We start from the raw sequence: 14468 nt of genomic DNA on the forward strand, positions 1-14468 counted from the left end.
ATCACTAAGGTTTTCGCAAAATGAGATAAGTTTTTTCTGGAAAAATGGTCGTTACGGAATTTGCACGATCTATATTTTTTTGTCATTCTGAGTGAAACGAAGAATCTTTCTTCTGTATGTGCTGTTACATGAAAAGATTCTTCACTGCGTTCAGAATGACAAAAAGGCGTTTTTCTTTTGTAAAACTTTAATCTATCTCTAATCCCTCCAAAACCTCATCATCAACCAAATTCGGCAGTGTAATTTTTAAAGTACCAGTCCGTTCCATTTCGCGTTCGATGGCAAAGCGGGCTTCTTTATTTCGTGCCCAGCTTCTTCTGGCAATGCCGTTGTTTACATCATAAAAAAGCATGTTTTGTAGTTTTTCAGCAGTTTGTTCGCTTCCATCCAATACCATCCCGAAACCACCATTTATTACTTCCCCCCAGCCAACGCCACCACCATTGTGGATCGAAACCCATGTGGCGCCCCTAAAACTATCGCCAATTACATTATGAATAGCCATATCTGCGGTAAACCTGCTTCCATCGTAAATATTGCTCGTTTCTCTAAATGGAGAATCCGTTCCGCTTACATCATGATGATCTCTCCCAAGAATAACTGGTGCCGATAATTGGCCGGTATTAATCGCTTCGTTAAACCTCAGCGCAATCTTTGCTCTTCCTTCAGCATCTGCATATAAAATCCTGGCTTTTGAGCCTACTACAAGTTTATTTTCCTTTGCCGCGCTGATCCAATTGATATTATCCTGCAGTTGTTGCTGTATTTCTGCCGGGGCACTAAGCTTAATCTCTTCCATCACCTCTTTAGCCATTTGATCGGTTAAATCGAGATCCTTTTCGTTACCTGAAGCACAAACCCACCTAAATGGGCCAAAACCATAATCGAAACACAATGGGCCTAAAATATCTTCTACATAAGATGGATATTTAAAATCTATCCCATTTGGAGACATTATATCAGCACCTGCCCTACTACACTCCAACAAAAAGGCATTTCCATAATCGAAAAAATAAGTTCCTTTGGCAGTATGTTTGTTAACACTGGCGGCATGCCTTTTTAACGAATCCTGAACATAAACTTTAAACCGATCAGCTGCATGGGCCATCATTTCATTTGCCTCAATAAAACTTAAACCTACCGGATAATAGCCTCCAGAATACGGATTATGTAACGAAGTTTGATCAGAGCCAATAGCCACATCAATATTTTCCTGATCAAACCGCTCCCATACATCAACGATATTGCCAATGTATGCCAGAGATACCGTTTCTTTTCCTTTTTGGGCAAGTACTACATGGTTAACCAATTCATCTAAGTTATCGATAAGTTCATCTACCCAACCTTGTTGATGCCTTTTGGTTGCAGCCTTAGGATTTACCTCTGCACACACCGTAATACAGCCCACAATATTGCCCGCCTTGGTTTGTGCGCCGCTCATACCACCTAATCCTGCAGTAAGAAAAACTTTGCCAGCAGTATCCTTTCCATAAAAACCCTTTTTGCGGAAAGCATTCATTAAGGTAATGGCCGTACCATGAACAATACCCTGAGGCCCTATATACATGTACGAACCTGCCGTCATCTGTCCGTATTGGGTTACCCCTAACGCATTAAACTTTTCAAGATCCTCAGGTGAAGAATAGTTGGGTATCATCATACCATTGGTAACTACAACGCGTGGTGCAGCGGTGCTTGATGGAAATAATCCCTGTGGATGCCCGCTGTAAATATTCAGCGTTTGCTGATCGGTCATCGTAGCCAGGTATTGCATTGTTAAAAGATACTGTGCCCAATTTTGGAATACACTTCCATTTCCGCCATAAGTAATCAGCTCTTCAGGATGCTGTGCAATTGCCGGGTCTAAATTATTCTGGATCATGAGCATAATTGCCGCAGCATGAACAGTATGGCAGGGGTACGCCGTTATGTCTCTTGCATAAATGGCATAGTCGGGCATAAAACGGTACATATAAATGTGTCCGTAGTTTTCCAGTTCAGCCAAAAATTCTTGAGCAAGCGCCTGGTGCCATGCTTTTGGAAAATAACGCAAAGCATTTTTAATGCTCAGTTTTTTTTCACCTGCGTTTAAAACATCCTTTCTTACAGGCGCATGGCTTAGTTCTGTATTTCTGTTTTTGTGTGCAGGCAATGTTGAAGGAATACCTGCCAGTATCTGTGCTTTAAAATCCATGTTTTACAATTTTGACCGCTTAATCTAATGTTGATTCTGCCTCGCTTGCAACGGCAACAATTTCACCTTTTTGTACCATTTTAATGGCATTCTCCATCCTATCATACATAATCTGATCTTCTTCAAAATGATCAATTTCGGTACGCACAAAATCGTGTACCGCAGCCAGTATTTTGCCCGGTTTTAATGGGTGATGATAATCAACGGCCTGTGCGGCACAGAACAGCTCGATACCCAGGATTTTTTCTACGTTTTCGATCACCTGCAGGGCTTTACGTCCGCTGATCGAACCCATACTCACATGATCTTCCTGACCTAAAGACGTTGGAATACTATCTGCACTAGCCGGAAAACAAAGCCCTTTATTTTCGCTGGCCAAAGCAGCAGAGGTATATTGAACAATCATAAAACCCGAATTTAATCCAGTTTCTTTCATCAGGAGTTTAGGTACACCTGGCGTATTTCCTTCCAGGGAAAGGTAAATCCTACGATCGCTGATGTTTCCGATTTCTGAGGCGGCTAAGCAGGCGTAATCGAGCGGTAAGGCCAATGGCTGACCATGAAAATTACCGCCGCTGATCGTTAAATCGTCATTAAATATTACAGGGTTATCCGTTACCGAATTCAGTTCGATTTCTAAAGCTTCTTTTAAATGCATCCATGCCGTTCTGGAAGCTCCATGTACTTGTGGAATACACCTTAATGAATATGGATCCTGTACTTTGGCGCAATCGGCATGCGATTTCATAATTTCAGAACCTCGCAACAGTTTACGTACTTGCCCGGCAACCGCAATATTTGCCGGATAAGGCCTAAGCTGATGAAGCTGTGCATGAAAAGGTTTTTCAGAGCCTTGTAGTCCTTCGATCATCATCGCCGAAATGATATTGGCTGAAGCCAGCACATTTTCTAATCGCTGTACCACTTTAACGGCATGCGCAGCGATAAACTGGGTACCATTAATGAGGGCCAAGCCTTCTTTTGGCCCCAACTGCAGCGGACTCATCTGATATTCTTGTAAAAGCTGAGCTGTAGCAATAATTTCACCTTTGTAATGAACTTTTCCTAAGCCAATTAAAGGCAAAAAGAGGTGAGATAAAGGAGCAAGATCGCCGGAGGCACCAACAGAGCCTTGTTTGGGTACTACCGGTATAGCACCGATTTCTAAAAACCAGATCATTCGATCGAGCGTTTCGATTTTAATACCTGAATATCCCTGCGCTAAAGCCTGTAGTTTTAAAACCAACATCAGTTTTGATATTTCACTATCTATCGGCTCTCCAACACCAACAGCATGACTTTTCAAAATATTCTCTTGTAATTTACGGGTATCAACCGCCGAAATCATGGAGGTACACAGTGGTCCGAAACCGGTATTGATGCCGTAAACGGCTTTACCTGAAACCGCTATCCGTTCAACTACCTTACTACTTTCCAGTACTTTATTGCGGGTATCCTGGCTCAATATTCCTTTTATCTCGCCATTGCTGATGGCCAAAGCCAGTTTAGCGGTTAAATGATCTGTTCCATAATTAAAAATCTGTTGCTCGCTCATGTTAAAAAGGTTTTAAACAAAAATAAGCTCTATATTTGATACCTATAAATACCAATTACATCATCATGTAATAACCATGGGTTATCAGATAGAACTTAGGCACTTAAAATATTTTCAGGTTTTGGCCGAGGAACTGAAGTTTAGAAAGGCCGCAGATCGCCTTTTTATTTCTCAACCAGGCCTGAGCCGGCAGATTAAACAGATGGAGGAAATTTTTAACGCCCCATTGTTCGATCGCAATAAGAAAAAGGTGGAGCTTACCGAAGCAGGCCTGTACCTAAAAGATGAGGTAGATTTTCTGTTCAGCCATATCGAAAACATTAAAAAACAGATCAGCAATATTAATGAAGGCAAACAGGGCGAACTTCGAATTGGTTTTTTAGGCTCAGCAGCACAAAAAATCGTCCCCGAAGTTATATTTAAACTGAACAAAGATTTTCCAGAAATCAGAACAAATCTGGACGAAATGCCCAATAAGTTACAGATCGAACTGTTGGAAAAAGACATGCTTGATATGGGTTTTGTAAGGATGCAACAGTTTAAACCTGGCATTTCTAAACACATGATCCATCAGGATACTTTTTCCCTTGTATTGCCTAAAAGTCATCCCATGAAAAAGGCATCATTTGAAGCGGTAAAAAAATTGGGCAATGAACCCTTTATCTTTTTCTCTAGTGATGACAGTCCATTCTATTACGACCTAATGATGAGCATTTGCGAGGATCATGGCTTTAAACCCAAAACCTATCACAAATCGGTTAATGCGTTAACCATTTACAAACTGGTAGAAGAAGGTTTGGGCATTGCCATTGTACCCACCGCCCTGCAATATGGCTATCAGGAAAACGTAAAGTTTGTAGAGCTTACCCATATTCCGCAAAGAACAGAACTTTACATGATCTGGAAAGAATCTAACCGGAACCCGGCACTAAAAAATGTAATCAAATTGTTGTTGCAGGATAAAGTTTAGGTTGTAATACCTATTTCAATGAATTTAGAAAAGAGATTATAAACAGTATTATTAATATCTAGCGGATAACTTCCTGTATCGCCGTTATTCAAACTATAATCTAATTGTTTTTGATCAGCGCATGCTAAATTATCAACCTTAAACCTACCCCATGGATTCTGCTTAATCAAAATAATTTCATCTTCTTCACTTATAACTGCTAAAGAATCAATTAATTCATATTTTTCATTTTGTTTGTAAAGATCCAATTCTTTAAATTTCCCTTCTTCAAAGAAGAGTTGAAACTTATCCAATTCATTCTGATCAATAGCCTTAAGATCAAAACTAGAAATTGCTTCAAAAATTAAACTGTCAATCTCATGTTGGCGTTCCAGTTTGAAGATGGTTTCTTTGTTTCTATAAATAGACCTAAAAGATAATGTTGTGAATTTATCATCTACAACAACATCGAAAATATCTTTTAATGATGGTTCTCCATGAGGATTCTCATCTAAAAGAAATTTATTTAAATCTAAACTGTAACTAAATTTAAGGTCGGCGATTAAACATAGTTCTTTTACTTTCGGCTCGTAAGTTATACCTGAGACTTTTGGCTTAATAATTTTCATAAAATTTTATTTACAACTCTGCAACGCTTTCCATGCAGCGTCAGACTTAGTTCTGTTAGTTCCGGACGAGTTTCTTATCGCATCAATCTCTGCTTGCATCTTGGCAAAATCCTTTGAATGAATTGTTACGGTACCTGTTGTAACATTCCCTTTAGTTATAGGTATGGTCACGCTTTTGGCACCACCTCTTTGAAGTTCGCTAAAGATATTTGACCTACATTTTGTACAAACTCCTACCGGCTTACTTCCTCCTGGATTAAAATCACCAGTTACATCAGTTATATGTACATCTTGACCATTTAACCACCCATTCCGAGAAAAATCTTTTAATCCATTTATTTCAGCATGTCCGCTCGGAGAACTACTATAGATTCCCGAATTTCCTCCTGCAGTTATTTTAGCAGTTGCACCATTCATGAAATCGCCCCATGGCATTAAACCGAAAACATCTAACCAGTAGTTGCTATCTTCAACATAGGAATAAAGTTTATCCCCTCCTTCCAGTCCTATTGGATCTTTACTTACATACCCTCCAATCTCTGGATCATAATACCTAAACCGGTTATAATACAACCCCGTTTCGGTATCCTCATATTGCCCCTGATACCTGAACGGAACAAATTCCCTGCTGCCGCTAAGTTTACGGATTTTTCCATAAATATCAAGCTCACAATCCCACACTTTTTTACCTGTGTCATCAAAAGCCTGTACAGGTGTACCCAAATAATCGCTAATAATGGAGTAGCACTGGCCATTAACAATTTTGGCACTTGGGTTAAATTTATTCTGATCGTAAACCCAGGTAATTAAATCACTGCCCAGCGGTTCTGTTTTATCATAACCGAGTAGACCGTCTTCATTAACTACTAAATTTGGCCGGTCGTTTAAGGGGTAGTTCCATTCATGAAGGAGTAAATTCCCATCCCACACGTAACGATACACCGTATTTTTAACAATTTTGGCTTTCCTCCTTCCTAAAGCGTCGTATTCGAAACTGATGATCTCGCCATGTGGATTTTTAACCGCTTTCATCATGCCATTGGCTGCCCAGGCGTAGGCCCAGTCACCTTTTTTCCACTCTGGCAAATCGGGTTCGGCATCGGCTAAGATATCAAGCATTTCAGTTTTGGGAACATCAGGGTTGGCCATTCCCCAGTTTAATTTTTTGCCAAATAGGCCATTGTCTTCAGATTTAGCAACTTCTTCTTTTGCCAGACCGATAATATTCCGTTTACTTTTTTGTAACAGGTTGCCTTTGGCATCGTAACGGTAATACCATTGGTCATCTTTAAGCAGTTTACCACCTTTATCGTAACGTCTGTCGCTGCGATCGCCTGTTTTATATAAGTTTCCTGTTTCATCGGGATTCTTATAAATCACTTTACCATCGCTATAACTTGCCGAAGAAAGACTACCAAAAGTATCGTATCTATAATTGATGCTGCCACTCGTAATGCTGTTTAAGCAGCTATTCAGTTTATCGTTTGGCCCCCAGGCATATTGTTTAAATGCTGTGATGGAACGACTGGCTTCGACCTTTTGACTAATTGGATGGCCTTCATGGTCATAATCGAATGTCGCTCTAACCCCGCCGCTTAAACTGCGGCTGGTTTCCTGTCCGTTTTTATTCCGGCCAATAGCTGCTGTCCATTCTGCTGATCCGCCACTTTTAGCTGCGATGCCATTCAGATAACCAATTTCATTATAATCGTATTTAATATCGGCCCCTAATGAACTTTTTAAACTTGTCAGATTTCCAAAAACATCGTATTGATAATTAATCTGGTAGCCATCCTGTATTTCCTGGGTGATCATACCCAACGGATTGCGCCTAAAACTAACCGAAGAAAGTTCGTTCTCTGCTGTAATGAGCAAACCAAGTTTATTGTATTGAAAGGCTTCGTAAGTACCATCTTCATAGCTGCTGTATACCAATCGGCCGCTCAGATCGTAATTGTGGTACACGGCCTTTCCATCGGCCTGTATCGTTTTAATAATCTGCCCGTCCTGGTTGCGGATATATTGTTGCTCTTGCCCGTCAAAACCAATTTCCTTTACCACATCATCATTCGCATCCCTTAAAAAGGTATACTCTTCACCTTTTTCATTGGTAATACCTTTTAAATTTTCCCACTTATCATAGGTAAAATGAAGGGCCTGGGCATTTTGACTGGATGATTGGCTGCTTCTTTTTTGTGTTTTTAGGCTACCCATTGGGGTGTAGGCCATGTGCCATTCTTCGCGGCCATCGGTGGCGTAAACCGGAAGATCATAGGCATCGTATTTGAAACGTAAAGCCTCTTCTCCAAAATCTTTCACAAGGATTACGCGGCCCATTTCATCACGTTCCCAGATCGTAGTTTGATCACCATCGGGGCTAAAACGGATCAGTCGACCGTAATCATCATAAGTCCAACGACGTCTATTACCTTCGCTCGAAACCGATTCGATTAGTTGATTTAGACTGTTATATGTCCAATGAACTTCATAGCCATCATTATCGCGACAAAATATGGGTAATTTTTGTCCTTCGTTATAATAAAAATCGACTATACGATTATCTTTTTGAACATGTTTAAGCAATTGGTTCTGCTCGTTGTACAACCATGTTTCGTTTGACCCAGCCGGATCACTGCGCAATATGAGGTTATTATTGTCATCATATGCATACTGATACTGCTCGCCATCTGCCGTATGATAAGTGGTGATATTGCCCCTCTCATCGTATTCATAACCGATTACCCTGCCCTCAGGGCTGGAAATCATTTTTTCTTCATTATAACGATCGTGTTCATACCAGGTTTCGCCACCCATAGCATCTACTTTTTTGTACACCAGATCGTTTTCATCATAATAATAGCGTTCTACTTTACCATCGCGATAATATACTTCGTTATATCCTTCTTCCGGGAAATAGCTTATCGATCCACTCATAAAACCATCTCTGCCTTCAGTATGGATTACACGGCCCTCCTCATCATAACGCCAGAAATAAGCCATCCCGTTACGGTTTGTTCTTTTCACTACACGATCGTGATCATCGTACTCAAAGCTGATAGCTTTACCTGCCTGATCGTATACTTTGATCATATTGCCGCGTTGATCGTAATCGTAACTCACCAACAGATCGCTGGTGTTTTTATATTGATAATAAACTGCTTTAATTGCCGTACTTGCCTCATTGTGCTGCATTTCGAGCACACGTCCAGAATTTTCTACAATGCGGGATAAAAGTTGTTTTTGATAGTAAAATGTAAGGTTGGTGCCGTTATTGTACTCAATTTTGCTTATGCGGTAAATATCGCCATCAACCGCGCCACTAAAAAGCGTATAGGTATAAATATCCTGATCAATAGTGAGTACCCAAGTATTTTCATTGGGCCGTTCCATCCAGATTTTTTGTGCACGATCGTACTGTTTGCCTGAATACGGTTCGATATAGGGCAAAGGCATCACCATATTTTCTTTCGGGTGGCTAAAACCAACAATTTCAGCTTCAGGATCTGGATAAATATATAAATCGTAATTATTGTAAACCTGATTGCCCAACATACCTGCATATGGCTTATCGCTGCGCCATACATTGTTCCAGGCCAGTGTTTGGCCACCAGGCAGTTCGAAATCGGTCCATTCGAAAAACATGGCACCAGTAACAAAATTAACAGGTTCCAACCCCCAATGACAAAGTTTTTTTGATATGGGATTATTTTTAAAAAGTCCCCGTAATACTTTATTGACACCTTTTAAGGCCGCTTTTGATAAGGCACTTCCTAATTTGGTGAGCCCCCTCATAATACCAAGGGCCGCAAAACGCATTAAATACTCTTTCAGCGTATAATTATGGGGTGCAAATGTACCACCAACCAACACGGGTTTACCAGTATTAATCTGTACATACATACTCAATAAATCGCTGTAAAAAGCGAAATAAGCCAATGGGTTTTTCTTCAATTTACCAGGTACAGTTGGCAGGGGTTTCAAACCCATTGGTGGGCACCAGCAGGTAAGCACCTGGCCGGGATTAGAACCGCTCATTTCCGAGCCTTGACCTTTTACAGTAGTAGAACCCCAGTATACCTCGCCCTCATGTGGCGAGCCGGGGATATTCACAATAAAATAAACTGGAATAGAACTGATGTGCCTAAACGGGAGCAAAACACCCATAACAGTAGTGGTAGTAGTGGCTTTGTGGCGACCATGTACATAAATTGAGCCGCCCATCGGGATACTGGCGGTACCGATTAAACCTTGCGCAAATTTTGGAATAGGAATACTGAAATGCAGGTAATCCATCGGATCGAACACCATCCCAATAAAAGGATGTGGTAAAGGCAAAGGAATAAACCCAAAAGATGGCGGAATGGGAATGGTTGTCCAGTGAAAATCGATAGCCAGTACCACATCAAAATGCTTGCTAACATGTTGTACCGCGGTATTGGCCATTCCAGGCTTTTTAGCTTTTACAAGCTTTAAGGTGCTTTTTGCCGCAGGGGGATTACTTCCAGGGGCAACGCCACCACCGCCGCCAACTGCTTTTGGTTCGGCTTTGGTTAGGCTTGCAGATAGGCTAATTGACCTATCGGTAGACATATTCGGTTTACTCGCTTTTACTTTTTTCATCCGTATATTTTTTATGATAATGGATTGGCGTGATTTTTTGGTACTTCAGCCATTGATTTCCAGTCTTCTCCGTAATCCTGCCGCATATCCATATCTAATTTTTTGCCCTCAAGGCTTTCCTCACCATATTTTTTTAACATGATCGATGCGGTATAAGCCATCGAACTTTGTCGCCGTTTTTCAACCGGCATTTTTCTGGCAATTTCCAAACACTTCAAATAATAATTCATTGCTTTTGCAGAGCCGGTTATTTTGCTCTCCGAAAGCTGACCAAGTAAGCGGGTACATTCCATCGCTATAAAATCGTTCTCTATAATTTCTGCGATTTTAATTGCCTTTTCGAAGTACTTTTTAGCTTCATCTTTACCCGAATGTGCCAGTAAGAAACTGCCATAGCTCATGTGGATATGCGCACTCAATAGTGTGTTTTCTCCAGCACGGGCCAAAGCCATCTCATATTGTTGGCGTGCTTCACTCCTTTTATTCTTTATGGCTAAACTCTGTGCCAGCATTATTCTTGCTGCCACTACCGCCTCGTGCAATCCTTGTTTCTGGGCGATTACAATTGCCCGTTCTAAAACTGCATTGGCCTGCTCATGTTTGCCTTTACTTAAATAATTACTTGCAATCAGTATCTGCTGCTGGTAATCACTTTCAGGATCGTTCTTCTCCCGGTTGGTATGTGCTGCCGCATTTTGCATCAACTGGCTCACATCAATATTGATCCTGAATTCGGTACCCTGTTTTAATTTTTTTAAGGTACGGTGTGTATGGTGCTCGGTATAAACCAGTTTAATATTATGGTTATCGAACGCTTTAACACAGCTGCACCATTCGTTAATCCATTCAGATAGGCCAGCTACATCATAGATGGTAGTTGGTGCCAGCTGAACATGTATTTTCTTTAATTTTAATTCAGGATAAAGATTGCATAACCTTATAAGTGCTGTAACAGGCAAGTAGGCATCAGTTTTATAATTCCGGGCACCTTCACCAACTTCAATATCCCAAACAACACCGGCTCTTGTATCCTTCTGCCATAAGTCAAAAATCTCCTTCCATTCTTTAACCAAACTTTTACCGTAATCATTTTCGTTCTGGAATTCCTGATAATGGAGCAGGAACATATCGTTAGTTCTGCTTTCTTCTGTTAATTGATATTTAAAATAAGCTTCGAATAAATTTACTTCGTGCCGCTCACCCAAACAGAGAAACAGGGTTTCTGATGGATGTTGCCTTACTACTTGTTGCCATTGTTTATCTATCTTAAATAATTCCAGTTGTATCGGGTTCATGGAGCTTTAATGTCGAAAATTAGTTTAGATTGATGGTGCCGCTACTGATATTCGTTTCGCTTTCACCTCCCACATTAATCTTTTTCGAAGCCAGATTGGCCTCTGTTTCGCCACTCATCGAAAGCGTTTTAGTACCAATATCCAAGGTTTGTGATTCTATCCCGATACCAGAAGTTGGTGTTCCATCTTCAGGCCCTACACCTATACCAATACTGATTGAGGCAGAATTTCCGATGTTTTCTCCTAGTGTTAAAATATCCTTTCCCTTAATGATGATTTTTCCCGTTTTATCCATAAAAATGCTGCTCTCTCCGCATTTAATCAGGATTGATTCTTTAGTTTCGAAAACTGCTTTACCGGCTCCATCCAGCTCGATAAAATTGCTGTCTTTATCCCGCATAATCATACCCGCACCGTCATCCATGGTTAAAGTATGTCCGCTTTTAGAAGTCAAACTTTTGCTGTTATTGCTGGCACTACCGCCACTACCACTTTTGCCGTGAAATACCGAACCCAATACGATTGGCCTGGCAATATTGCCTTCTTCGAAGGTTAAAGCTACCTGATCGCCAATTTCGGGGATAAATACAAAACCCCTGTTTTTACTCACTTTATCGCTGCTTCCTGCATCTGGTGTAATTACCCGCAGCCACTCCGTTACGTCATTGGTTTTACATTCCCATTTAAATTTTACCTTAATACGTCCCTGCCCTTGCGGATCGGCATTGTCTATTACATCTGCCAGTTGCATATCTGGGCTTGGTTTACTATAGTTTTTTACCAAAAGGCGCTCCGTTGTAGCTACCACACCTTCGAAAGTGTTGTAATATTTACCTGTACCATCAATATCATGGTTGATACTGGTGATCAGAAATTTACCCAGGCTTTCTGTAGAAAAAGATAGTTCTTTTCTCACACTCATCGTAATTTCGGCGATACTGCCAATGCTCAAAGCAGCATTATCTCCATTTGCATTTACTTTCAATAAATTACTGATGTGTGCCTTTTCTTCATTCTGTACATGATTTTTAATGTCGTTGTTATTGTCTACCCGGATAAGCGATGGTTGATTGAAGGTTTTGCTATACATCGCGTTAGAAACTTGTATGGCGTGGGCAAGGTCGGGTGATCCGTCACCCTGTCCGCTACTTTCACTCTGGAGCATCTCATCCTGTTTGGGGTTATAAGCAAAACGTTTATTCTTGATTGGTGCAATTTCCATGGCATACTGCAGGTTTTGTACATCACGACCGTAAATCAAGGCAACCTCTTTCTGATCATCTGGCTTACCAAAATTCAATTGGTTGCCATCATAGTAAAACCATTCATGGTATTCGCCCGAAAGCCTGTTCAGAAAATCGAAATCACTCTCCCTGTATTGAATCAAGTAATCAATAGGATCTTTTCTAGCGGCATTGGCCACAATTTTAATATCGTTTGAGGGAACATCCGATGTAGCAAGAGTTACGATCGTATTTAAATCTTTATCAAGATAAGAACCTAAATCAGGACCGCGATCGATCAAGATCGTTGGACTATAACCGCTCACAATCAGTACACCATGATAGCCATGGCTTTGTGCCAGTTCTACTTTGGTTACCAGGCCGGCAAATTCCTGTAAACTACCAGAATCGTGACCAAAGGAAGCAGTAAGGGTTTTACCCACAAAATCGCGACTGTCATTTAAACTGATCATTCCCGGCGAACCCATCTGATCGTGGTTAAACCGCAGCTCGAAAAAATGATGCGCATTAAAAGCTTGTTTTAAACTAAATGAGGCAAAATGGGTAATTGCCTTATTTTCTATGTTAATTTCTACAATGAGTTTCTTTTCCATAAATTCGATCTTTTAGCAAATCCACAAATAAATTCCGTTGGTTCTGGGGTCTAAGAAATAATCCTGATATAAACATTTATAGCCATCCCACAGGGTAAAATGGCCAGTCGCATCACTAAACTGGGTTTTAAAGCAGATAATACCCGATACGCCGTCTATTTTATTTTGAAACGCCCTTAAATCATGATGTGCTATCCAAGTGTCTCTAACTCCTTTTTCCACTTTAATATCGGGCTTTTTATATTTGTGGTTGAGGTAGTCGAAAAATTCGCTCACCCGAAAACAATAGCGCTTTTGATCAGCTCCAGCAATAGTTTCGAACTTTTTAGTATACGGATACCGACTGGGTATGGCATGGACTTTTACCTTTTCCTGGGCCAGGAAATTCTGTTTTGTGGTATATTTCCAACTAGGCAGGCTTAGGCTAAAAACCTTGTTATTAATACCTAGATAATTAAACGCCCTGCTCATCCTCACCACACAGGTATTGGTAATGTAAGCAGCATTAACAGCCCCACCAATTGTTGCTTTTACCAGTTCGCTACTTGTTGCTGGGTAATTTATCCTTAAATCGGTAAAACTTGGTAAAGAAAGTGGCATGCTATTTTTTGGTTAGAAGTGAATCAAGATATTTAGTACTTTTAAATGATGCATTTTCCAGTGCATAGAAAAATACATTCTTGCTTCCTGAAAATGAAAGAGTTGATTTAGCTTTCTGGAGAAAAACAATCAGCGTATCATTTGGGTATTCAATATATTTTAAATCACTCATTACCATATACTTCAGGCTATCCATAGGTTTTAGCTTCCCCTTAAATGATTTTAATATTTTCGCACTAAAAACCTTTTCGGCATTGTAAACGGAGTCAACCCTGGTAATATTTACCAGCACAATGTACCCTGCTTCCTTTTTAAGCTCATACACCATTTCTTTTGGCGGATCTTGATTTTTTTCGCCTTCCAGGTGTTTATTTGTGTTAACTAAAGCCAAAGAATCTTTATTAACGGCAGCAGGTAAAACATTCTGCTTCTTATTATTTTGCTGGCATGCGGCAAAACCTATGGCTAAAAGAGCCCATAGTAAGTTATGTGCATATTTTTTTGTTTGCTTCTGTATATTTTTATCGATTTTAAAAGCAAATACATCTGCCATGAGGAAGGTATTTAAATGTTAATTGCGATTCTATTCCGTTTAATTAAGGAAAAAGCATAAGACCAGGCACTAGAGGGATATCTGTGGCCTGGTCTGCTGAAATTTAGGCTTTAGGCCAATCGTTTTCATGTTCTGCATTGCCCAGTTTTAGTTTACGGGCCGATACCACAAAACTTAAAGTCATTGGCGTATTGTCGTTTACCGCAATACCCTCGTTATACTGGATGATATAACCA

The 14468-nt window shown here is 40.4% G+C and carries 10 protein-coding genes; 1 reads left to right on the plus strand and 9 read right to left on the minus strand.

Going from position 1 to position 14468, the window contains the following annotated elements:
• Positions 1 to 187: 187 nt before the first annotated feature.
• Together AC1DNH_RS17545 and hutH are read right to left on the minus strand one after the other, a co-directional pair.
• Positions 188 to 2194: a urocanate hydratase gene (locus AC1DNH_RS17545; RefSeq protein ID WP_477609090.1), complete on the minus strand. Its 2007-nt coding sequence runs from the start codon at positions 2192 to 2194 to the stop codon at positions 188 to 190.
• A 19-nt stretch (positions 2195 to 2213) separates the two neighbouring features.
• Complete coding sequence (hutH, locus tag AC1DNH_RS17550; protein ID WP_477578648.1) at positions 2214 to 3749, minus strand: histidine ammonia-lyase; 1536 nt, start codon at positions 3747 to 3749, stop codon at positions 2214 to 2216.
• Positions 3750 to 3825: 76 nt separating this feature from the next.
• Here hutH and AC1DNH_RS17555 point away from each other — a divergent pair, with 76 nt between their 5' ends.
• Positions 3826 to 4719, plus strand: coding sequence for a LysR family transcriptional regulator (locus AC1DNH_RS17555; protein ID WP_477578646.1), 894 nt, complete (start codon positions 3826 to 3828; stop codon positions 4717 to 4719).
• Here AC1DNH_RS17555 and AC1DNH_RS17560 read toward each other — a convergent pair.
• The 7 genes from AC1DNH_RS17560 to tssD form a co-directional block, all read right to left on the minus strand.
• Positions 4716 to 5327 carry a DUF8184 family protein gene (locus AC1DNH_RS17560; RefSeq protein WP_477578644.1) on the minus strand — a complete coding sequence of 204 codons (612 nt, stop codon included), beginning with the start codon at positions 5325 to 5327 and terminating at the stop codon, positions 4716 to 4718. The genes AC1DNH_RS17555 and AC1DNH_RS17560 overlap by 4 nt on opposite strands.
• Positions 5328 to 5333: 6 nt before the next feature.
• Positions 5334 to 9947 carry an RHS repeat-associated core domain-containing protein gene (locus AC1DNH_RS17565; protein ID WP_477625535.1) on the minus strand — a complete coding sequence of 1538 codons (4614 nt, stop codon included), beginning with the start codon at positions 9945 to 9947 and terminating at the stop codon, positions 5334 to 5336.
• Between the two features lie 11 nt (positions 9948 to 9958).
• On the minus strand, positions 9959 to 11242 hold the full coding sequence (locus AC1DNH_RS17570) for a tetratricopeptide repeat protein (protein WP_477578640.1): 1284 nt from the start codon (positions 11240 to 11242) through the stop codon (positions 9959 to 9961).
• A 19-nt stretch (positions 11243 to 11261) separates the two neighbouring features.
• Entirely contained in the window at positions 11262 to 13079 is a 1818-nt protein-coding gene (locus tag AC1DNH_RS17575) for a type VI secretion system Vgr family protein (protein ID WP_477578638.1), read from the minus strand.
• A gap of 12 nt (positions 13080 to 13091) precedes the next feature.
• Positions 13092 to 13679, minus strand: a complete 588-nt coding sequence (locus tag AC1DNH_RS17580; RefSeq protein ID WP_477578636.1) for a T6SS effector amidase Tae4 family protein — start codon at positions 13677 to 13679, stop codon at positions 13092 to 13094.
• 1 nt (position 13680) lies between these two features.
• Positions 13681 to 14232 (minus strand): hypothetical protein, encoded by a 552-nt coding sequence (locus AC1DNH_RS17585; protein ID WP_477578634.1) that lies wholly within the window; start codon positions 14230 to 14232, stop codon positions 13681 to 13683.
• A 103-nt stretch (positions 14233 to 14335) separates the two neighbouring features.
• Positions 14336 to 14461 (minus strand): type VI secretion system tube protein TssD, encoded by a 126-nt coding sequence (gene tssD, locus AC1DNH_RS17590; protein ID WP_308785483.1) that lies wholly within the window; start codon positions 14459 to 14461, stop codon positions 14336 to 14338.
• Positions 14462 to 14468: the final 7 nt, after the last annotated feature.

The sequence above is a fragment of the Pedobacter sp. 01N310 genome (assembly GCF_056399805.1).